This window comes from Streptomyces colwelliae (assembly GCF_048158785.1).
Classification (GTDB): Bacteria; Actinomycetota; Actinomycetes; order Streptomycetales; family Streptomycetaceae; genus Streptomyces.
The window spans coordinates 79,927-101,319 of record NZ_JBLTJC010000001.1 but is presented as its reverse complement, the minus strand read 5'-3'; the positions used below and the strand labels follow the sequence as shown (position 1 = coordinate 101,319).

The 21,393-nt window shown below is 70.8% G+C and carries 19 protein-coding genes; 5 read left to right on the top strand and 14 right to left on the bottom strand.

Annotated features, from left to right (window positions below):
• Positions 1-2 precede the first annotated feature (2 nt).
• The 9 genes from ACNFOC_RS00450 to ACNFOC_RS00410 all read right to left on the bottom strand — a co-directional run bounded on the left by ACNFOC_RS00450 (position 3) and on the right by ACNFOC_RS00410 (position 10,090).
• Entirely contained in the window at positions 3-1,148 is a 1,146-nt protein-coding gene (locus tag ACNFOC_RS00450) for a thiolase family protein (RefSeq protein WP_416955365.1), read from the bottom strand.
• A gap of 38 nt (positions 1,149-1,186) precedes the next feature.
• Positions 1,187-2,335, bottom strand: a complete 1,149-nt coding sequence (locus tag ACNFOC_RS00445; RefSeq protein ID WP_416955363.1) for a CaiB/BaiF CoA transferase family protein — start codon at positions 2,333-2,335, stop codon at positions 1,187-1,189.
• A gap of 52 nt (positions 2,336-2,387) precedes the next feature.
• Positions 2,388-3,152 carry a crotonase/enoyl-CoA hydratase family protein gene (locus ACNFOC_RS00440; protein WP_416955361.1) on the bottom strand — a complete coding sequence of 255 codons (765 nt, stop codon included), beginning with the start codon at positions 3,150-3,152 and terminating at the stop codon, positions 2,388-2,390.
• A 32-nt stretch (positions 3,153-3,184) separates the two neighbouring features.
• Positions 3,185-4,435 (bottom strand): FAS1-like dehydratase domain-containing protein, encoded by a 1,251-nt coding sequence (locus ACNFOC_RS00435; protein WP_416955359.1) that lies wholly within the window; start codon positions 4,433-4,435, stop codon positions 3,185-3,187.
• Between the two features lie 44 nt (positions 4,436-4,479).
• Entirely contained in the window at positions 4,480-5,976 is a 1,497-nt protein-coding gene (locus ACNFOC_RS00430) for a class I adenylate-forming enzyme family protein (RefSeq protein ID WP_416955357.1), read from the bottom strand.
• Positions 5,977-6,005: 29 nt separating this feature from the next.
• Entirely contained in the window at positions 6,006-7,109 is a 1,104-nt protein-coding gene (locus tag ACNFOC_RS00425) for an acyl-CoA dehydrogenase family protein (RefSeq protein WP_416955356.1), read from the bottom strand.
• Positions 7,100-7,573: a VOC family protein gene (locus tag ACNFOC_RS00420; protein WP_416955354.1), complete on the bottom strand. Its 474-nt coding sequence runs from the start codon at positions 7,571-7,573 to the stop codon at positions 7,100-7,102. The genes ACNFOC_RS00425 and ACNFOC_RS00420 overlap by 10 nt, the downstream gene beginning before the upstream one ends.
• 8 nt (positions 7,574-7,581) lie before the next feature.
• Positions 7,582-8,781, bottom strand: a complete 1,200-nt coding sequence (locus ACNFOC_RS00415; RefSeq protein WP_416955352.1) for a cytochrome P450 — start codon at positions 8,779-8,781, stop codon at positions 7,582-7,584.
• 76 nt (positions 8,782-8,857) lie between these two features.
• Complete coding sequence (locus tag ACNFOC_RS00410; RefSeq protein ID WP_416955350.1) at positions 8,858-10,090, bottom strand: CaiB/BaiF CoA transferase family protein; 1,233 nt, start codon at positions 10,088-10,090, stop codon at positions 8,858-8,860.
• A gap of 113 nt (positions 10,091-10,203) precedes the next feature.
• Here ACNFOC_RS00410 and ACNFOC_RS00405 point away from each other — a divergent pair, with 113 nt between their 5' ends.
• Positions 10,204-11,523: an acyl-CoA dehydrogenase family protein gene (locus ACNFOC_RS00405; protein WP_416955348.1), complete on the top strand. Its 1,320-nt coding sequence runs from the start codon at positions 10,204-10,206 to the stop codon at positions 11,521-11,523.
• Positions 11,520-12,296 carry an SDR family NAD(P)-dependent oxidoreductase gene (locus ACNFOC_RS00400; RefSeq protein WP_416955346.1) on the top strand — a complete coding sequence of 259 codons (777 nt, stop codon included), beginning with the start codon at positions 11,520-11,522 and terminating at the stop codon, positions 12,294-12,296. The genes ACNFOC_RS00405 and ACNFOC_RS00400 overlap by 4 nt, the downstream gene beginning before the upstream one ends.
• On the opposite strand, the gene ACNFOC_RS00395 is transcribed toward ACNFOC_RS00400, so the two are convergent.
• Genes ACNFOC_RS00395 through ACNFOC_RS00385 form a run of 3 tightly spaced genes read right to left on the bottom strand, consistent with a single transcriptional unit; the run spans position 12,293 to position 15,176 of the window.
• Positions 12,293-13,318, bottom strand: a complete 1,026-nt coding sequence (locus ACNFOC_RS00395) for a phosphotransferase family protein (protein WP_416955344.1) — start codon at positions 13,316-13,318, stop codon at positions 12,293-12,295. The genes ACNFOC_RS00400 and ACNFOC_RS00395 overlap by 4 nt on opposite strands.
• Positions 13,315-14,826 (bottom strand): class I adenylate-forming enzyme family protein, encoded by a 1,512-nt coding sequence (locus ACNFOC_RS00390; RefSeq protein ID WP_416955342.1) that lies wholly within the window; start codon positions 14,824-14,826, stop codon positions 13,315-13,317. The genes ACNFOC_RS00395 and ACNFOC_RS00390 overlap by 4 nt, the downstream gene beginning before the upstream one ends.
• A gap of 41 nt (positions 14,827-14,867) precedes the next feature.
• Complete coding sequence (locus ACNFOC_RS00385) at positions 14,868-15,176, bottom strand: hypothetical protein (RefSeq protein ID WP_366496467.1); 309 nt, start codon at positions 15,174-15,176, stop codon at positions 14,868-14,870.
• 103 nt (positions 15,177-15,279) lie between these two features.
• Here ACNFOC_RS00385 and ACNFOC_RS00380 point away from each other — a divergent pair, with 103 nt between their 5' ends.
• Together ACNFOC_RS00380 and ACNFOC_RS00375 are read left to right on the top strand one after the other, a co-directional pair.
• The gene (locus ACNFOC_RS00380; RefSeq protein ID WP_416955340.1) at positions 15,280-16,053 is read left to right on the top strand and encodes an enoyl-CoA hydratase/isomerase family protein; all 774 of its coding nucleotides are present in this window, start codon (positions 15,280-15,282) and stop codon (positions 16,051-16,053) included.
• A 63-nt stretch (positions 16,054-16,116) separates the two neighbouring features.
• Positions 16,117-17,121: an LLM class flavin-dependent oxidoreductase gene (locus ACNFOC_RS00375; protein WP_416955338.1), complete on the top strand. Its 1,005-nt coding sequence runs from the start codon at positions 16,117-16,119 to the stop codon at positions 17,119-17,121.
• Positions 17,122-17,198: 77 nt separating this feature from the next.
• On the opposite strand, the gene ACNFOC_RS00370 is transcribed toward ACNFOC_RS00375, so the two are convergent.
• A complete protein-coding gene (locus ACNFOC_RS00370) occupies positions 17,199-18,458 on the bottom strand; it encodes an amidohydrolase family protein (RefSeq protein WP_416955336.1) in 1,260 nt (419 codons plus the stop codon).
• Positions 18,459-18,645: 187 nt separating this feature from the next.
• Between ACNFOC_RS00370 and ACNFOC_RS00365 the strand changes: the two genes are divergently transcribed.
• Complete coding sequence (locus ACNFOC_RS00365; protein ID WP_416955334.1) at positions 18,646-20,124, top strand: aldehyde dehydrogenase family protein; 1,479 nt, start codon at positions 18,646-18,648, stop codon at positions 20,122-20,124.
• A gap of 27 nt (positions 20,125-20,151) precedes the next feature.
• Here ACNFOC_RS00365 and ACNFOC_RS00360 read toward each other — a convergent pair whose 3' ends face one another.
• Positions 20,152-21,324 carry a thiolase family protein gene (locus tag ACNFOC_RS00360; protein ID WP_416955332.1) on the bottom strand — a complete coding sequence of 391 codons (1,173 nt, stop codon included), beginning with the start codon at positions 21,322-21,324 and terminating at the stop codon, positions 20,152-20,154.
• Positions 21,325-21,393 lie beyond the last annotated feature (69 nt).

Genomic DNA, 21,393 nt, shown 5'->3' with positions numbered 1-21,393 from the left:
CGTCACGGGAGCAGCTCGATGATCGTGGCGTTGGCCGTGCCGCCGCCCTCGCACATCGTCTGGAGCCCGTAGCGCAGGTTCCGTTGCCGCATCCGGGCGAGCAGCCGGGTCATCAGGATGGCGCCGGAGCCGCCGAGCGGATGGCCGACCGCGATCGCCCCGCCCAGCGGGTTGAGCCGCTCGGGGTCGGCGCCGGTCTCGGCAAGCCACGCCAACGGCACGGGGGCGAACGCCTCGTTGACCTCGAACGCCCCGATGTCGTCGATGGACAGACCGGACCGGCGCAGCACCTTCTCGGTCGCGGGGATCGGACCCGTCAGCATCATGATCGGGTCCGCGCCGCTCACCGCGCCCGAGTGGTAGCGGGCGATCGGCTTGAGGCCCAACTCCCTTGCCCGTTCGGGAGTTGTGATGAGCAGCGCGGCGGCGCCGTCGGAGATCTGGGAGGCGTTCCCGGCGTGGATCACGCCGTCGTCCTTGAACGACGGCTTGAGCTTGGCGAGGGTCTCGACCGAGGTGCCGCGCCGCAGGCCCTCGTCGACGGTGAACTTGGTGCCGTCGACCTCGATGGGCACGATGTGGTCGTCGAAGATGCCGGAGTCGATCGCCGCGGCGGCCTTGGCGTGCGATGCGGACGCGAACTCGTCGAGCCGGGTGCGGCTGAGGCCCCAGCGCTCGGAGATCAGCTCGGCGCCGACACCCTGGCTGAACTGGAACCCGTCGTAACGGGCCAGGACGGCGGGGCCGTACGGCTGGCCGGTGGTCCGGTGCGAGCCGAGCGGGACCCTGGTCATGGTCTCCACTCCCCCGGCCACCACGAGGTCGTACTGCCCGGCCATGACGGCGTGGGCGGCGGAGTCGACGGCCTGTTGGCTGGACCCGCAGGCCCGGTTGATGGTCACGCCGGGCACCTGCTCGGGCCAGCCCGCGGCCAGCGCGGCGAACCGGGCGATGTTGCTCGACTGGTCGCCGATCTGGGTCACGCATCCCCACATCACGTCGTCCACGGTGCCGGGGTCCACACCGGTGCGTTCCACCAACGCGGTGAGCACATGTGCCGACAGATCGGCCGCGTGCACGGCGGCAAGGGAGCCGTTGCGCTTGCCGATGGGCGTGCGGACGGCGTCGACGATGACGGCCTCGGGCATGGCAGGGTCCTCTCGGTCGCTGAGGGAATCAGAGGGAATCAGTGGGGGAACTGGACGGCGGCGCCGCTGTCGACGAGTTCGTCGACACCGGCGATCTCCCAGTCCCGGAACACGGCGCGGGTGTCGGCGCCTACGGGTGGTGCGGCCGGCCCGGGGCTCGACGGTGTCGCCGAGAAGCGGGGTGCCGCGGCGGGCTGGACGACGCCGTCCCGGGCGAACAGGCTGCCGCGCGCGGCCAGTTGGGGGTGTGCTGCCGCCTCGGCGAGGCCGAGGACGGGGGCGACGCAGGCGTCGGTGCCCTCGAACAGGGCCGCCCATTCGTCGCGGGTACGTTCCGCGAAGCGTTCCGCCAGGCGGCGGCGCAGCTCCGGCCAGGTCGCGCGGTCGTGCTGGAGGTCGGGATCGACGTCGAGCTTCAGCAGCTCGATCAGGCGCCGGTAGAACTTGGCCTCCAGGGCGCCGACCGCCACATGCCGGCCGTCCTTGGTCCCGTAGACGGCGTAGAACGGCCAGCCGCCGTCGAGTTGGTTGACGCCCCGCTCGTCGGTCCACACCCCGCGCCCGAGTTTGCCGAAGGTGCTCGCGAGGAGGTGCGCGGTGCCGTCGACGATGGCCGCGTCGACGACCTGGCCGACTCCCGTGCTCCCTACGGCGTGCAGGGCGGCCAGCACCCCGATCACGAGGTAGCAGCCGCCGCCCCCGAAGTCGCCGACGAGGTTGAGCGGTATCTGCGGGGGTCCGCCAGTGTCTCCGATCGCGCCGAGTGCGCCGGTGAGGGCGATGTAGGTGAGGTCGTGTCCGGCGGCCGCGGCGAGGGGTCCGGTCTGGCCCCAGCCGGTCATCCGGCCGTAGACCAGCCGGGGGTTGCGGGCGAGGCACTCGTGCGGTCCGATGCCCAGGCGTTCGGTGACACCCGGGCGGAATCCCTCGATCAACACGTCGGCGTGCGCGGCGAGTTGGAGGAGGGCGGCGGGTCCGGCCGGGTGTTTCAGGTCGAGTACGACCGAGCGCTTCCCTCGATTGAGTACGTCCCCGGGGCCGCCCGCGTCGGGCTCGTCCGCCCGCTCGGGTCGGTCCACCCGGACGACTTCCGCGCCGAGATCGGCGAGCAGCATGCCGGCGAACGGGCCCGGTCCGATGCCGCCCAACTCGACGACGCGGCAGCCGGACAGCGGTCCTGTGGTCACAACACCCTCCTGTGCAGCCTGACTTGAGGATCCCGACGGTTCTACGGCGCTGTCAGCGTCCCTTCCAGACCGGCGGCCGTTTCTCGGCGAAGGCCGCGGCCCCTTCCCGCGCGTCCTCGGACGAGAAGACCGGCGAGGCGATCTCGGCCTGCCGGATCCAGCCCTCCTCCAGCGTCCACTCGGCGGCGGACTGCGCGATCTGCTTGGTCGCGGCGACGGCGAGGGGGCCGTTCGCCGCGATGGTCGCGGCGAGTTCCAGCGCGCCGGCGAGCGCGCCACCCTCGTCGGTGAGCCGGTTGACCAGTCCGACCTCGGCCGCACGTTCGGCGGTGATGGGCTCGCCGGTCAGCAGCAGCTCCAACGCGATGGCGTACGGGACCCGTTGGGGCAGGCGCAGTGCCGCACCGGCCCGGGCGACCAGGGACCGCTTCACCTCCGGTACCCCGACCCGCGCGGCGCGGGACGCCACGACGAGATCGCAGGCGAGCAGCAGCTCGAAGCCGCCGGCCAGCGCCCAGCCCTCGACGGCCGCGATCAGCGGCTTGCGCGGCGGGGTGATCGTGATCCCGCACAGCCCGCGGCCCTCGATCGCGGGACTCTCGCCGCGCAGCCAGGCTTTGAGGTCCATGCCCGCCGAGAACGTACCGCCCGCCCCGGTGAGCACGCCGACCCGCAGTTCGTCCGACTCGTCCAGCTCGTCCACGGCGGCGGCGACACCGGCGGCCACCCCCGCGTCGAGGGCGTTCTTCACCGTAGGGCGGTTGATCGTGATGACCTGGACCGCGCCCCGGCGCTCCACCAGCACTTCGTCAGACATCCTGCCTCCTGATGCTCGTTCTCGATTGCCGATCACTTGACCGCGAACCGCTCCAGTTCGTGGGCGACCATGCCGTCCAGGTCCGGGGCGGGCGGCGAGGGAAGGTCGACCGCCCGCTCCCTGGTCGGCAGGAGCACAACTGCCCTGCCCGGCGTGGTGACTTCGCCGCGCTGGTTCTCGCAGCGCACCTCGATGTGCACCTCGTTCCGTCCATCCACCTGCTGCTTGTCGACGACCGTGCCGCGTACCCAGGTGGTGTCGCCGAGGTAGTTGAACTTGCGGTGTTCGCAGCGGAGTTTCCACAGCCAGCCGTCGTCGCCGATCCAGTCGGTGAGGAGATGGCAGAGCCAGGTCTCGCGCATGCCGCCGTAGTCGTAGGGGCCCGGCAGGCCCAGTTCCCGGGCGCGTTCGGGTTCCCAGTGCAGGCGTTGGACGGTGTCCGGGACGCCCAGCCGGTTGGGCGGGTAGAGCCCGGGAGCTTTGCGTCGCACGGCCGCGGCGATCCCGAACGCGCCGGGCGGGGTGAGCTGCATGCCCCAGCCGAGGTGCCAGACGACCACGTCCGTGGTGGTCAGCGGCCCCTTCACCCGGGGTTGCAGTTCCTCGCCGACCTCGACGTCCTCCCAGTGACGGGGTTCGGCGCCGCGCCTGGTCTCGGCGGCGTACGCCGCGTCGATCTCGGCGAGTCGCTCGGGCGGGTACGGCTGCTGTTCGAGCGCCTCCTTGGCCCGCTTCTTCGACGTGTGCCGTTCGGCGTTGATCCAGGTCCCGCGCCGCAGGGCGTGCATCTCGCCGCGGCCGTTGGCGTAGAGGTAGTCGCGGACGACGTGTGCGGTACGCCCGCCGAAGCTGCTCTGCTTGAGCTGGACCCCGACCTGGGTCTGCAACACCCGGCAGCGGTCGGCCAGTTGAAGCGGCCGCCACCACTCGAACTCCATCACCGCCTGGTAGGAGCCGAGCCCCGCGAAGGGGTCCCCCTTCAGCAGCGCCTTGGTCTCCGGGCCCGGTGTCGGTGCCGCGTCCTCCCCCATCGTGTAGAGGAAGGTCGGCGGGGCGACGAGGGAGCCCCAGCGGGTTTTCGCCGCGTACTCGGGGTCGCAGTACAGCGGGTTGGCGTCGCCGTAGCCGTAGGCGAAGTGGCGCGAACCGTCCCAGGTCACCTCGTAGTTGTGCGGTGGATTGCGTTGCGGCTGGGGTACGCCCAGGCGGCGCCGGGAGCGTTCGACCGCCTCGTCCGTCAGCACGCCGAACCGCTCGGCCGCCTTCTCGTCGGTATCACTCACCGCTCAACCTCCTTGCTGGACACCGCAGTTCCTCCTTGGGACGCTCAGGCTTTGCTGTGCTCGGCGAGCCGGGCCCGTACGAGGTCGAGCAGTTCCACGCGGCTCACCTTGCTGGACGGGGTGCGGGGCAGTGCGTCGAGGACGACGATGTGGGCGGGCACCTCGTACGGGGTGAGGTGGGCGCGGCACAGGGCGGTCAGTTCGGCCGCGTCGGGAGGAGGCTCCCCCGGCCCCAACTCGACGGCCGCGACCGGCACTTCACCGAGCCGCGGGTCGGGCAGTCCGGCAACTGCCGCCTCGCGTACGGCCGGGTGGGTCTCCAGGACGCGTTTGACCGTCTCCGGCTGGACCTTGAAGCCGCCGCGGATGATGGCGTCGTCGGCACGGCCCTCGATCCACACGAACCGGTCGGCGTCGATCCGGGCCAGGTCGCTGGTCCGCACCCAGGTCCGGCCACCGTGCGTGCTCTGCTCGGTGCGGACTTCGAGCCGTCCGCTCCGGCCGGCCGGCAGCTCGGTGCCGTCCTCGCCGGTCACCCTCAACTCGACGCCGGCGAAGGCGCGTCCGGCGCTGCCGGCCTTGCGCTGCCACCAGCGGTCGTGCAACGGCAGGGTCCAGCCGGCGACGGCTCCGGCGAACTCGGTCGCACCGTAGGTCATCAGGACGGGGATGCCGTACGTCCGGAAGAAGGCGTCGGCGAGTTCCGGCGGGCAGGGTGCCGTGCCGGAGGTGACCACCTGGAGGGTGGCAAGGCGTTCCTTCGGTACGTGTGCGTCGAGTACGGCGCGGATCGCGGCCGGGACCAGGCTCGCCGCGCGGAGTCGGTGGCGCTCGACCGCGCTCACCCAGGGGTCGACGGCGAACCTCGGCATCAGGAGCATGCGGCGTCCGGTGGCGAGGCAGGCCAGGGCCCGCCACAGGCCGCCGATGTGCACGAGCGGGGTCGCCACGAGGGACGCCGACTCCGACAGGAGCCGGTCGTCCTTCCGTGTCTGGCCGCCGGAGACGAGGGCCTGGTCGAGTTGGCCGATGCGCAGATGGACGCGCTTCGGGGGTCCGGTGGTGCCGGAGGTGAGCATCTCCACGGCGATGCCGGGGCGGGCCTCTGCCTCGGCGGGTGCCGTGCCGCCCGCGGGCCGTAGCGACCCGTCGGTGTCCAGCTCAAGGGCCGCGCCCTGTGCGGTCACGGCGTCCAACACGCCCTCGCGGGCAAGGACTTCGGCTCCGGACACGACGACGGGTGGTGTGCAGCGGGCGATGTCGGCGGCGAGCCGGGCGGCGGGCTGGAGCGGGCTGAGCATGACCAGACAGCGCCCGGAGGCGATCACGGCGGCGACCACGGCGACGTGTTCGGGCCGGTTCTCCAGGACGACCCCGACGCGGGCGCCGACGGGCAGGCCCAGCGCGTCGAGTGCCGCGCCCAGTCCCCGCGCGGTCCGCTGGACCTGCCCCCAGGTCCACCAGCTCCGGTCGTACTCGATCGCCTCGGCAGCCGCGGGCGCTTCCGCCAGCAGGCGGGACAGGCGGTCGCGAATTCCCACGTGATCAGCCTTTCGACAGGACGTCGGTCTCAGATTCCGACCAGGTCGGCCAACCGGGTCCGGTGCGTGGCCGGCCCTCCGAACAAGTGCTCCGACGACTTGGCGCGTTTGAGATGGAGGTGTGCGTCGTGCTCCCACGTGTAGCCGATGCCTCCGTGGATCTGGATGTTCTCCTTGGCCGCGCGGGTGAAGGCGTCCGCGCAGCAGGCCGCGGCGAGCGCCGCGGACACCGGCAGTTCGGACGAGCCCTCGGCGGCCACGGCCGCCGCGTGGTAGGCCGCCGACCGGGCGGCCTCGACCTGGACGAGCAGGTCCGCGCACTTGTGCTTGACGGCCTGGAAGGAGCCGATGGGGCGCCCGAACTGCACGCGGACCTTCGCGTACGCCACGGCCGCGTCGAGACAGGCCCGCGCTCCGCCGACCTGTTCCGCAGCGAGCGCCACTGCCACGAGGTCGAGCACGGTACGCAGGTACGTCGAGGCGTCGCCGTCCGGGCCGACCCGCCGCGCGGGCGCGCCGTCGAGGTCGACGCGCGCCAGCCGCCGCGTCGGGTCCAGGGTCTCCAGCCGGGTCCGGGTCACGCCGGGCGCGTCACCGTCGACGGCGAACAGCCCGGGTCCCGCACCGGTGCGGGCCACGACGAGCAGCAGGTCCGCGGTGTGGCCGTCGACGACGAACATCTTGGTGCCGTGCACCGTCCCGTGCGCGGCCGACGCCTCGATGTCCGCCAACTCCCAGGATCCGCCCGCCTCGGCGAGCGCCAGCGTGGCCGTCAGGGAGCCGTCGGCGATCGCGGGCAGCCACCGCGCCTTCGCCGCCTCGTCGCCGGAGGCCGCCAGGGCCTGGCCGGCGAGAGCGACGGTCGCGAAGTACGGGGAGGGCAGCAGCATCCGCCCGGCCTCCTCCAGTACGATCCCCAACTCGACGGGCCCGCCGCCGGATCCGCCGTACTCCTCCGGCAACGCCACTCCGTGCAGGCCAAGTTGGTCGGCCATCTGCCGCCACAGCCGGGGATCGTGGCCCTCGTCGGAGTCCATCGCACGGCGTACGGCGGCGCTCGGCGCCTTGTCGGCGAGGAAGCGCCGTAGCGTCGTACGGAGTTCTTCCTGCTCCTCGGTGAACGTCAGTGCCACGTCGGCGCCTTGGAGTGGAGGTAGACGTCGAAGTCCGGCATGCGGGTGCGGTCGACGATCTCGATGCGTACGCCGTGCGGGTCGCGGTGGTAGGCGAAGATCGACGGGGAGCCGTCGACGATCGCGCAGGCCTCCAGCGGGAAGCCCTCCTCCTCCAGTCGTTTGGAGGTCGTCGGCAGGTCGTCGCAGAAGTAGCCGAGGTGATGGGTGGCCAAGTGCCCGGACGGGGTCCACGGCGTGCCCGGGATCTCCTGCACGAGTTCGAGGTGCGGGGCGTCCAGCGAGTACGCGAAGCGCAGCGGGAGCACGCGCTCGCCGTCGGCCAGGCGCACGGTGAGGTCGTAGGCCTGGGTCTCGGTCCAGCGGTGACCCGCGATCCGGGTGAACCAGGCCTTCCCCGCCTCGACGTCCGGGACCACGATTCCGGTGTGGTACAGGTCTGTTGGGTTGAGCGGTGAGGTCATGGCGTCGCTCACCACTCCAGCCGGAGCTGCTTGATGCCGTACATGTTGCCGTGCTGTTCGAGGTCCTGGCCGGGGGTGATCCCGTAGTCGGGGATGCGCCGGTGCCATTCCTCTACGGCCACGTTGAGTTCGAGGCGGGCGAGGTGGGAGCCGAGGCAGCGGTGCGGGCCGGAGCCGAACGCGATGTGGTTGCTGGCCTTGCGCCGCAGATCCACTTCGAGGGGCCGGTCGAAGCGCTCGGGGTCGCGGTTGCTGACCGCGAGCGGAAGCATCACCATCTCCCCCGCCCTGACCGGGCAGCCGCCGATCTCGACGTCCTGTGTCGCCTTGCGGGCAGGGACGACGAACGAGTAGACGCGGAGGATCTCCTCGACCGCCGTCGGGATCAGTGACGGGTCGTCGACGATCGCCCTGCGCTGTTCCGGATGCGTGGCGAAGTGGTAGAGGGCCCAGCCGATGGAGATCGGGACCGTGTCGAAGCCGGCCTGGAACAGCAGGATGCAGAACGCGTGCATGTCCCGGTCGCCGATCGGTTCGTCGTCGATCGTCCAGGTCATGGCGCGGGACAGCAGGTCATCGCGGGGTGCCTCGCGGCGCAGCGCGATCTGCTGCTCGAAGTAGTCCGACACGGCGTTCATCGCGCTCAACTGCCGCTCGCCGTGCGGGTCTTCACCGTGGGACAGGTGCAGCAGGTCGTGGATCCAGTCGAGGAACTGCGGGAGGTCCTCCTCGGGCAGTCCCATCAGACGCATGAAGATCAGGGTCGGGAAGCGGCGGGCGAACGTGTCGAGGACGTCGGCGGAGCCGCTGTCCTTCAGCCCGTCGATCAGACCGGAGGCGACCTCCCGGATCTCCGGCTCGCGGGCGGCGACGGTCTTGGGCGAGAAGGCGCTGCCCAACAGGCGCCGCCACGCGGTGTGTTGGGGCGGGTCGAGCATCTCCGGGATCCACAGGAACCTGGGGTCGGGATCGAGCGCCGTCACGGACTGGTTGGAGAAGGTCCGCCAGTCCTGCAACGCCTCCTGCACGGCCGCGCCTTCGGTCACGACCCAGTACCCGCGCGCGATGGTGCTCCGGAATCCGGAGTGCGTGCGGGCGATCTCGTCCCAGCGTTCCTGATGGCTCAGGACCGGGCCGCCGAGCCGGTTGTCGAAGTGGTACGCCGGAACGCCCTGGTGGGTCCCGTCGGGTTCGAGTGTCGCGCTCATCACGGCTCCTCTCGTACGGTGTTCGGGATGCGCACGGCGGCCGGATCTCCTACGGCGGTCAGGTCACCCACGCCGGTCATGTCGCCGCGCCGTCGATCTTCAGCGCGATCAGCTCCTCGTCGGAGAGACCGAGCGAGCGCAGCACCTCGTCGGTGTGCTCCGCGAACTGCGGCGCCCGCGTGATGTCGGCCGGGGCCTCGTCGAACTGGACGGGGCTCGCGACGAGTTCACGGCCCACACCGTCGGCGTCCACGACCGGGGCGATGAGTCCGTTGGCGCGCAGTGAGGGGTCCTGGCCGACCTCCCAGGCGTTCTGCACGGCCGACCACTGGCCCTCCCCGCGGGAGAGGATCTCGACCCACTCCGCGAAGGGGCGGGACGCGATGAGGTCGGCGACGATGCCGGCCGCCTGTGCCGCGTTGGCCATCAACTTCTCGGTGCTGTCGAAGCGTTCGTCGGTGGCGAGTTCACCGCGGCCGGCGAGTTTGCAGAACTCGGCCCAGTAACGGCCGGGTTGGAGCATCGACAGTTCGATCCAGCGTCCGTCCGAGGTCAGGTAGGCCCCGATGAGCGGGTTGGTGCGCGAGCCGTGCCGGGGCTGGACGTTCACCGGCAGCGGTCCGCCGTTCATCAGCGCCATGTTGACCGTGAACTGGGTCGCCCAGGCGCCGACACCGAGCAACGACACGTCGACCACGGACGGTTCGCCGGTCGTCGCGCGGGAGTAGAGGGCGGCGGCGATTCCCCCGGCGATCGTCATGCCGCCCATCGAGTCGCCGTAGGCACCGGCGGGCATCCGGATCATCCGGTCCGCGTCAGGTGGTGTGACACCGGCGGCGCTGCCGCCGCGCGCCCAGAAGGCGGTGCTGTCGTAGCCGCCCTTGGTGGCCTCGTCGCCGCGCGGGCCGAAGCCGCTGCCCCGCACGTAGATGATGTCCGGGTTGATCGCCCGGATGTCCTCGACGTCGATGCGCAGTTTCGCGCGCGCCCCGGGCAGGAAGTTGGTGAGGAACACGTCACTGCGGCGGACCAGTTCCTCGAACGCCTTGCGGGCCGACGGTTTCTCCAGGGCGAGGCCGACGCTGCGTTTGCCCCGGTTGGGTCCCTCCACGATCGGGAAGAACGACGACCCCTTGCTGGTGGCGTCGTAACCGAGGACCCGGACCAACCCCCTCTGTCCGTCGCCGCGTTCGGCGTGCTCGATCTTGATCACATCGGCGCCCCAGTCGGCGAGCACGGCGCCCGCCGCCGGGACGAAGGTGAACTGGGCTACTTCGAGAACGCGAACGCCCTCCATCGGCCTGCGCATCGACCAACTCCTCATACTCAATCTGCCGTCACGCGCTCCGAGTATGGACCGAACCTCGCTAAAAAGTATACTGTTTTGCCGTCACCGACCGACCCGCACCTTCCGGAGGGCCGATGCTGGACTTCTCGATCGAACCCGAGTTCCAGGCCAAACTGGACTGGGCGGCGGCCTTCGTACGGGAGGAGGTCGAGCCGCTCGACCTGCTGTTCCCGCACGGCGGCGACCCGTACGACACGCGCAACGAGAAGGCACGCGCGATTCTCAAGCCGCTCCAGGAACAGGTCCGGGCCCAGGGTCTGTGGGCCTGCCATCTCGGCGCCGAACTCGGCGGCGCGGGCTACGGCCAGGTGAAGCTCGCGTACCTCAACGAGATCCTCGGCCGCTCCTACTGGGCCCCGACGGTCTTCGGCACCGCCGCCCCGGACACCGGCAACGCCGAGATCCTGGCCATGTTCGGCACCGACGAGCAGAAGGCGCGCTACCTCCAGCCCCTGCTCGACGGGGACATCGTCTCCACCTTCTCGATGACGGAACCGCAGGCGGGGGCCGATCCGAAGGAGTTCACGTGCCGGGCCCGGCGCGAGGGGGACCAGTGGGTGATAGACGGGGAGAAGTGGTTCTCCTCGAACGCCCGGTACGCGGCCTTCCTCATCGTCATGGCCGTCACCGACCCGGAGGCCGCGCCGCACGCCCGGATGTCGATGTTCGTCGTCCCGGCCGAGACACCCGGCATCGAGATCAAGCGCAACGTCGGCACGATGGACGAACGCGACTCCCTCGACGAGGGCATCCACGCCTACATCCACTACGACCGGGTGCGGGTCCCGCTCGACGCCATGCTCGGCGGCCCCGGCGAGGGCTTCAAGGTCGCGCAGGCCCGGCTGGGCGGAGGCCGGGTGCACCACGCGATGCGCACCGTCGGCAAGTGCACCCGCGCCTTCGACATGATGTGCGAGCGTGCGCTGTCCCGCCGTACTCAGGGCACTCTTCTCGCCGAGAAGCAGGCCGTGCAGCAGTTCATCGCGGACTCCTGGGTGGAGTTGCAGCAGTTCCGGCTGCTGGTGCTGCACACGGCCTGGATCATCGACACCCAGCCGCACGGCGCCGCCCGCACCCAGATCGCGATGTGCAAGGTCCAGACGGCGAAGGTGCTGCACGACATCATCCAGCGCGCCCTGCACCTGCACGGTTCGCTCGGCACCACCAACGAACTCCCGCTGGCGAAATGGTGGATGGCCGCACCGAACCTGGCCCTCGCCGACGGCCCCACCGAGGTCCACCGCACCACGATCGCCAAGCAGTTGCTGAAGAACCGCCGGCCGGCCGAGGGACTGTTCCCCAGCGAGCACGTCCCGCCCAGGCTGGAGGCCGCCCGCAAACGGTACGCGCACATCCTCGACGACGAGAGCCTCTCCGGCCGGGTGGACGCATGAGCGACGGGCGCGACATCAAGTCCCTTGCTCCGGCCGACCTGTTCGACCTGTCCGGAAAGGTCGCGCTCGTCACGGGCGGCAGCCGCGGTCTGGGTCTCGCGATGGTGCGCGCCTTCGCCGGCGCGGGCGCCGACGTCGTGATCGCCAGCCGCAAGCTCGACGCGTGCGAGACGGCGGCGGCCGAGGTCCGCGACCTGGGCCGGCGTGCCCTGCCGGTCGCCGCCCACGTCGGCCACTGGGACGACCTCGGCCGGCTCGCCGACGCGGCCTACGCGGAGTTCGGCAGGGTCGACGTCCTCGTCAACAACGCCGGCATGTCGCCGCTCGCCCCCTCCTCCGCCGACACGAGCGAGGAGCTCTTCGACAAGGTGATCGGCGTCAACTTCAAGGGACCGTTCCGGCTCGCGGCGCTGATCGGGCAGCGGATGGCCGACGCGGGCGGCGGCTCGATCATCAACGTCTCCTCCTCCGGCGCCCTGATGCCCCAGCCACGCTTCGGCCCGTACGCCGGGGCCAAGGCCGCCCTCAACGCCCTCACCACGGTCTTCGCCCTGGAGTACGGCCCGGCCGTACGGGTCAACACGATCTCGGCCGGGCCGTTCCTCACGGACATCTCCAAGGCCTGGGCGGAGGAGAAACGGCAGACGACGCGCAGCGCGATCGGGCGTCCCGGGCAGCCGGAGGAGATCGTCGGTACCGCGCTGTATCTGGCGAGCGACGCGTCCAGTTACACGACGGGGGCGCTGATACGGGTCGACGGCGGGCTGTACTAGCCGAGCAACTCCAGCGCCTCGTCCAGCAGTTCGGGCAGCGCGGGCAGCATCCGCCGGTGCATGGTGTTCAACTGCCCGGTCTTTCTGCCCCGCTTGATCAACAGCGCGGTCGCGGCCGACTCCTTGTACTTGGTGAGTGCCTCGAACCACGGCAGGTCCCGAAGTGGTTCGCCTCGCGACTGCTCGTAGGCGTCGACCAGTTCGGCCCTGCCGGGCATGCCGGTGGGCTCGTCCGACAGAGACGCGGGGTGGCGGGCCTCGTCGGTGAAGAAGGTCAGCCAGGTCATGTCGACCCGGGGGTCGCCGCGCGACCAGATCTCCCAGTCGATGACCGACGTGACCGAGCCGTCCGCGCACAACGTGTTGCCGAGCCGGTAGTCGCCATGGGTGAACACCGGCGTCATCGCGGCGGGCACGGTCGCGTGCAACCGCTCCGCGACCACCTCATGGCCGGTGCGCAGGTCGTCGGAGACGGTGCCGAACGCCCGCGTCCAGCGGTCGATCTCCCCGGTGAGCGTCACCACCGGCTCCGCCGCGAGCGCCGTACGCGCCGGATCCACCCGGTGCAGAGCGGCCAGCATGCGCGCCGCGTCCAGGGCACGCTCCCGCACTTCCCCCGGGCTCAGCGTGCCGCGCGGCACCAGCACCGGCTCGACGCACTCCCCCGGCACCAGTTCCATGGCCACGAAGGGCTGGATCTCCGGGGGCGCGCCCGCGTCGCAGAACAGCACCTTCGGTACCCGTACGCCCGGCTGTCCGGCCAGGGCCGCCATGAGCCGTGCCTGGCGCAGCACGTCCCGGTTGCGGACCGGGGCCAGGCCGGGCGGGGCCACCTTGAGGACGACGCGCTCGTAGCCCGCCGGGACACCCGCCAGGGCCGCGACGTACGTCAGGCTCGACGTGCCGCCGGTGAGCGGTTCGACGCCGTCCACCGTGGCGCCGGGTATCCAGCCGCCGACCACGGCGGCCGCACGATCCGTCAACTCCCTTATCAGTGCAGGGCTGTTGGTGGCGACGCTCATGGCTGCCCCTTCGTCCCGTCCTCGGGTGCGGTCAGTGCCGCCACGATGTCGCGGCGCACCAGCTTGCCGGTGACCGTGCGCGGGAGTTCGGTCCAGTACGTGATGCGGTCCGGGGTCTTCGAACCACGCAGCGTGCCGCGTACGGCCGCGCGCAGCGCCCCCGCGTCGGCCTTCGCGCCGTCGCGCGGGACCACGACGGCCTCGATGCGCTGACCCCACTCCTCGTCGGGGACGCCGACGACGACGGCGTCGAGCACGTCCGGGTGCCGTAGCAGAACGTCCTCGATCTCGGCGGGCGCGATGTTCTCCGCGCCGCGGATGATCGTGTCGTCGGCTCTGCCCTCGATGTGGACGTAGCCGTCCGTGTCGAGGTGGCCCCGGTCGCGGGTGTGGAAGAAGCCCCGCTCGTCGACCGCGGAGCCCTGCCCCGCGTACTCCCCCGAGACCTGCTCGCCGCGCACCCAGATCTGCCCGGTCTCCCCCGCACCGAGGGGCTTCCCGTTGCCGTCCCGGACCTCGATCTCGATCCCCGGCACCGGCAGTCCGGCCGAACCGAGCCGGGCCCGCACCGCGGGATCCTCGCTCGCGACCGCCGCCCGGTGTTCGGCCGGGCCGAGCACCGAGACGGTGGACGAAGTCTCCGTCAGGCCATAGGCGTTGACGAAGTCCACCCGCGGCCAGGTGCGCAGTGCCGTCTCGATCACACGCACCGGCATCCTGGCGCCACCGTAGGCCAGCGACCGCATGGAGGGCACCGAACGGTCCAGCCCCGCCGTGTCCATGATCCGGGCGAGCATGGTCGGCACGACCATCGCGTGGGTGATCCGCTGCTCCCGGACGAGGGCGAGCCAGCCCTCCGGGGTGAACTGGTCGAGGGTGAGGGTGCGCCGGCCGGCGTAGAGGTTCGTCAGCACATTGGAGACGGCGGCTATGTGGTACGGCGGCACACTCATCAGCGCCGCCTCGGCCGGGTCCGCCGCGGCGAACTCCACCGTGCCGAGCACGTACGACACGAGGTTGTGGTGACGCAGGACCACTCCCTTCGGGGTCGAGGTGGTCCCGCTGGTGTAGATCAGTACGGCGGGAGCGTCGGACAACCGCGGTTCGACGTCGCCGTCGGTGTTCGCGGCTGCCTCCGTGAGCCATTCGGCCGGGCTGCGGACCGTCAGTCCGGCCCGGCGCGGTGCCACGTCCTGGCCGGGAGCGGCGATGGCCAGTGCGCGCGGGTGGTTCGCGAGGAGGGCATCCAACTGCTCTTCGCCCAGGCGGTAGTTGACCGGGACCAGTGGAACCCCGGCGAGGGCCGCGGCGAACTGGGCGACAGCGAAGGCCGGGCCGTTCGTCGCCAGGTACACGATCGCGTCGGCATCGGCCGCGCGGACCACCCGGGCCCCACCGGCGGACAGTTCGCGCAATCGGACGGGGGTGAGCCCGTCCTGTGCGCGGCCGATCACGACCCGGTCGCCGAAGCCCTCTGCGGCCATGTCCAGGATCATCGAGACGTTCATCGGCGCACTTCCCGCTTCCCGTTTCTCAGTCTTCCCGTTTCTCAGTCCGAGGCCGGGAGCGGCTTGGCGCTCTTCACCGGCAGAGGAACCCCGTTCACCGCGAGCGTCCCCTGTCCCTGTTTCGTGCAGAGCAGTTCGAGGCCGAGGTCCTCGTCGGCGTAGCGCTTGCCGAGCAGCGAACCGCCCATCAGGTCCGGGTCGGCCGTGCCGGTGACGGCTCCCGGCGCGGTTCCCTCGATCATCGCGGCACCGCCGCAGGTGACGTCCAGCTCGCTGTCAGGGCAGCGCACGACGATCACCGCCGTCGTGTCCACCGTACTGGCGAGCATCTGTCCCACTCGTGGCCTCATCGCAGCTTCCTCCGCGGATCTTGTTCCGTTCCGGGCGCCCGAAGACCAGAAAAAAGTATACTACTTACCTCGATCACGTCGAGATGACGAACGGAGTCGCCGGATGGATCTCAAGACCGTCCTGTACGAGGTGACCGACCATGTCGCCACGGTCACGCTGAACCGGCCGCAGGCCATGAACAGCTTCAACCAGCAGATGCTGGACGACTTCTCCGCGCTCTGGGACAGGGTGAAGGCCGACGACGACGTGCATGTCGTGGTGTTGCGCGGGTCGGGCGAGCGCGCGTTCAGCACCGGCATGGACGTGAAGGAGGGAATCGACCGGCATCCCAATGTGTGGTCGCAGACCGACCCCGGGGAGTTCCTGTCGCCGAAGCTGAACCAGGTGTGGAAACCCCTGGTCTGCGCGGTGCACGGGATGGCCGCCGGCGGCGCGTTCTACTGGCTCAACGAGGCCGACATCCTGATCTGTTCGGAGGACGCGACCTTCTTCGATCCGCACGTCAGCTACGGACTCACCGCGGCCCTCGAACCGATCGGGCTGGCCCGCCGCATCCCGCTCGGCGAGGCCCTGCGCATCGCGCTGCTCGGTCTGGACGAGCGCGTGTCGGCCGCACGCGCTCTCCAGATCGGCCTGGTCAGCGAGGTGTTGCCGGGCGAACAGCTCTGGGACCGGGCGGACGAGATCGCGCGCGTCATCGCCGCCAAACCGCCGGCGGCGATCCAGGGCACGGTCCGCGCGATCTGGGAGTCCCTGGACGCGACCCGCACCCAGGCGCTGCGCACCGGACTGTCGTACACCCAGATCGGCAACCCGATCGGAAAGGCGGAGGTGGACCGCGCGGCGGTGCCCCGCGGACGGTGGACACTGCGCTGACGCTCCCCTACGCTCCATAAAACAGTATCCTTTTTTATGATGCTCCATGGAGGGCTGGCTCCGATGCGCTTTGGCATGCCCTGGCCGGGCCGTGAGGTGGCACGTGAGGCCGAGGAGGCCGGTGCGGGCGCCTTCTGCGCCGGCGAGTTCGTCGACCACGACGCCTACCTCACTGTCGCCGAGATCGTCGCGAACTCCGAGCGCGCCCTGGCGGGGCCCGCCATCGCCTACGCCTTCGCCCGCACCCCGTACGCGCACGCCACCGCGCTGCGCCAGCTGCACGCCCAGGCGCCGGGGCGGCTCTTCCTCGGGCTGGGCAGCGCCGCGTTCCGCATCAACCGCGACTGGCTCGACGTGCCGGCCGACCGGCCCGTGGCCCGGATCGCGGAGACCGTCGGCGCCGTGCGCGCCTGGCTGCACGCGGAGAACGGCGAGAAGGTCCACTACTCGGGCGAGTTCCACTCGATCGACGCCGACGTCCGCGCCCCCGTGCTCGGCCGGCTCGACATCCCCGTCCTGCTCGCCGCGTTCAACACCCGCATGGCCGCCACGGCGGGCCGGGTCGCCGACGGCGTCATCGGGCACGGGCTGTTCACCCGCTCCTGGTGGAACGACGTCGTACGCCCGTCGGTGGAGAGCGGCACGGTGGCGGCCGACCGGACCGAGCCGCCCCTGGAGCACGGCTGGGTCATCACGGCGGTCGACGACACCGCCCCCGAACGCGCCGTGGCCGACGCCCGGCGCATGATCGCCTTCTACCTGACGGTGAAGACGTACGACCCGTTCGTGGCCCACCACGGCTGGGAGGGCCCGGTGGCGCAGCTGCGCAAGGCGTTCCGGGCCGGTGACACCGACGCGATGGCCGCCGCCGTCACCGACGAGATGCTGACGGAGATCGCCGTGTGCGGGACGACGGCCGACGCGAAGGACATGCTCGCCCGTCGCGCCGATTCGCTGCCCCGTGACGTCGGATATTTCGCGCCCCCGAGTTTCCTGGTGAGCCAGCGGCGCCGGGCCGCGTACGCCCGTGCCTCCCTCGCCCTGATCGACGAACTGCCCACGCCGTGAGAGAAGCGGCGGGCGGCACCCTCGGGCCGCCCGCCGCTGCCTTCGCGTTTCAGTACCCTGAAACGCCGCTTTCCGGGTCAGGCGCTCTCGGTGACCGGGGCGAGCTTCCGGCTCTTGTCGAAGTGCACGACGTCGGCGAGGGTGCCGCCCAGGATGGCCGCGCGGTCCTCGTCGTTGACGCCCTCGAAGTTCTCCGCGATGCACTCCGCGCTGCTGCGGAAGGTGCCTTCCGCGTGTGGGTAGTCGTTGCCCCACATCACCGTCGACAGGCCGGTGATGTGACGGGCCTTGACCGCCGTGGGGTCGTCCGCGAACTGCACGTGGATCTGCCGCCGGACGTACTCGGTCGGCTTGAGCGGGTAGGGCCACTTGTCGTTGATCGCGAACAGCCTTCCCATGGAGGGCTGTTCGGTCGCCGGACGATTGTCGTCCCAGAAGCCCAGCCACCAGTCGGGGTCCTGGCCGGTACCCGTCTTCCACGCCTTGTCCATGTACCCCATGAAGGACACCAGCCAGCCGGCGGTGTACTCGATCAGGTTGAAGTGCAGGTCGGGGAAGCGCTCGCACACCCCGCCGCCGACCAGGCTGGCGATGATGCCCTGCGGACCCGCCACACCGGCGCCGGCCGCGAAGCCCATGGTCCGGCCCGCCACCATGTCGTCGGTCAGGTTGCCCTTGCCCATGTTCATGGACGTCATCAGCCCCCGGACGGTCTGCGCCGTCCCGGAGATCTCCTGCTTGACCTTCACCCCGCCGGTGGCCACGTGGATGAAGACCGGCAGGTCGTGCGCCTGGGCGGCGGCCCAGATCGGGTCGTACTCCCGCGCGTAGTACGGCAGCGGCGGGATCTCCGGCAGCAGGATCGCGCCGAGTCCCAGCCGCGCGATCCGCTCGATCTCCGCCACGGCCGCGGGGACGTCCGTGATCGGGATCGCGGCGGTGGGACGCAGCCGGTCCTTGTAGGGGAGGTAGCGCTCGACGAGGTAGTCGTTCCACACCCGCGCGTGCGCCATCGACAGCTCGTGGTCGTCCGTGAACAGGACGAACAGCGAGAGGTTGGGGAACATGACCGAGGCGTCGACGCCGTCGAAGTTCATGTCCCGGATGATGTGGTCGGGATCGCCGTCGGGCGTCTCCCCGCCGGTCTGGCGGTACTTGGAGATGGTCCAGCCGTCGAACCCGATGGTGTGGAGCTTCTTGAACTCCGTGTGCCCGCCCGGCACGATCGGCTCGTCGAGGGTGAACTCCTCTTCCCAGAGGGCGCGTTCACGCAGCTGCTTGGGCAGGCGGGTCTTGAACAGATCGACCGGCTCGATGATGTGCGAATCGCCGGACACGACAAATTCCTTGAACACAGGCGGTACCTCTCTTCGAACTCCGTCGTCCGTAGCCAGAAGGCCGACCCCCAGATATCTGCGAAGTTAGCTGTACCGACCGGTCCAGTCAATAAACTCGACGCACCCCTGACCCGTCCCCGCTAATTCAGTACACTCAACCCGGGACACACTGATGAGGAGACGGCACATGACGACGACGTACTCGTTCTCTTCGCGGCTCTACATCGACGGACGGCGCACCGACGGCACCTCGGACGCGCGGATCGTCGTACGCAATCCGGCGACGGAGGAGATCCTGGCCGAAGTTCCCGACTCCTCGCTCACAGATGTGCGGCGTGCGGTCGAGGCGGCGCGGCGGGCCTTCGACGAGGGGCCGTGGCCGCGGATGAGGCCCGCCGAGCGGGGTGCCGTTCTGCTGCGCCTGGCCGAGGAGTTGGAGCGGCGGCTGCCTGAGCTGGTCGCCGTCAACATGGCCGAGGCGGGTTCGGTGCGCGCGCTGGCGGAGACGCTCCAGACCCGGGTGCCGGTGGCGCATCTGCGGGACATGGCCGAGCGGGTGATCCCGGCCTTCGCGTGGGAGCGCCCGATGGATCCCACGATCGCGCCGGGTGTCGGCATCTCCCAAGGGGTGCTGCGCCGCGAGGCGTTCGGGGTGTGCGCGCTGATCTCGGCGTACAACTTCCCCTTCTTCCTCAGCATGATGAAGGTGATCCCCGCGCTCGCCGCGGGCTGCACCGCCGTGCTCAAAGCGGCGCCCCAGACGCCGCTCGACTCGCTGCTGCTCGGTGACTTCGCCGACGCGGCCGGGCTGCCGCCGGGTGTGCTGAACATCGTGACCGGCGATGTCGAGGCCGGCCGGGAGCTGACCACCCACCCGATGGTGGACCTCGTCAGCTTCACGGGCTCGGACACGGTGGGCCGCGTCGTGTACGCCCAGGCCGCCGCCTCCATGAAGAAGGTCGTCCTGGAGCTCGGCGGCAAGTCGGCCAACATCGTCCGCGCCGACGGCGATCTCGACGGCGCGGTCCGTTCCGCGCTGGGGGGGATGACCACCCATGCGGGGCAGGGCTGTTCACTGTTGACCCGCACGCTGGTGCACGAGTCCCTCCACGACGAGCTGGTCGACCGGCTGAGCGCGGCCCTCGCCGGGGTCAGGGTCGGCGACCCCGCCGACCCGGCCACCACGATGGGTCCGCTGATCAGCGCGGCCCAGCGGGACAAGGTCGAGAAGCTGATCCAGGTCGGCGAGGAGGAGGGCGCCCGTATCGTCTGCGGCGGCAGGCGCCCGGCCGGTCTCGACAAGGGCTACTTCCTGGAACCCACGCTCCTCGCCGCCGTGGACAACGCGATGACCGTCGCCCGGACGGAGTTCTTCGGACCGGTCGGCGTCGTCATCCCGTTCCGCACCGACGAGGAGGCGGTGCGCATCGCCAACGACAGTCCCTACGGTCTGGGCGGTGCGGTCTGGAGCGCGGACACGCCGGCCGCGTACGACATGGCGACCCGGCTGCGGACCGGCGGTGTCACGATCAACGGCGGCAGCGCCGGGGTGAACCCGCGGGCGGCTTTCGGCGGCTACAAGCAGAGCGGACTCGGCCGCGAGTGGGGCGAGTTCGGGCTCGACGAGTATTTGCAGACCAAGACGGTGAGCTGGGCGGCGCGCTGACCGGCGGGCCGCCCGGCGGGCCGCTCGTCACACGGTGAGCACCATCGCCGATCCCATGCCGCCACCCGCGCACATGGCCGCGACCGCCGTCCCTCCCCCGCGCCGCCGCAGCTCGTGCGCGAGCGTGACGATCATGCGCGCGCCGGTGGTGGCGATCGGGTGTCCGAGGCTGCATCCGCTGCCGAAGGGATTGACCCGCTCCGGGTCGAGGTCCAGTTCGCGGGTGGTGGCGACGGCCACGGCGGCGAACGCCTCGTTGACCTCGAACAGGTCGACGTCCTCGATCCGCAGCCCGGCGCGGTCAAGTGCCTTGCGGATGGCGGCGATCGGGGCCAGTCCCGTCTCGGCGGGGTCGACGCCGACACTCGCCCACGACCGTACGGTGGCGAGCGGCGCGAGCCCGTGCTCGGCGGCGACCTCGGAGGAGGCGACGACGACCGCGGCCGAACCGTCGTTCACCCCGCTGGAGTTGCCCGCCGTGATGGAGTAGCCGTCGATCTCGGGATGCAGCACCTTCAGTGCCGCGAGCTTCTCGATGCTGGTGTCGCGTCGAGGGTGTTCGTCGGTGTCGAACACGGATTTCGTCCCGTCCCGGTCGATGACCTCGACCGGGACGATCTCGCCGGCGAACCGTCCCCCGTCGATCGCCCGCACGGCCCGCTGGTGCGAGCGCAGCGCCCAACTGTCCATCTCCTGGCGGGAGATGCCCATCATCCGGGCCGTGTTCCAGCCGACGAGGGTGGCCATGTCATCGTTGGGCGCCTCACGGGTCGGAACATGCGAGGGCGACATCCAGGGGTCCTGCCAGTCGTCGGTGCCCGGAATCCGGCGCCGGGCCTGCGGCGCGGTCGACGAGGACTGCGTTCCGCCCGCGACGACCACGCGGTCCATTCCGGCGCGTACGCCCGCGGCGGCGGTCGCCACGCTCGACAGCCCCGAGGCGCAGTGCCGGTTGTGTGCCAGGCCGGGCACATGGGTCAGCCCCGCTTCGAGTGCCGCGTAGCGGGCGATGTCCCCGCCGCCGGCCAGGGTCTCGCCGAGGACGACGTCGTCGATCAGGTCGAGCGGCACCCCGGAGCGTCGCACCGCCTCGCGTACGACGACGGTGGCGAGGTCGAAGGCGCTGGTGTCACGCAGCGTTCCCCTGCGGGCGGTACCGATCGCGGTGCGGCAGGCGGCGAGCAGAACGGCGTCAGTCATGCAATTGATGATACTCAACTCGTCACACGACGCGGAAGAACGCCCAGAAGCACCCCGACATCTCGACCG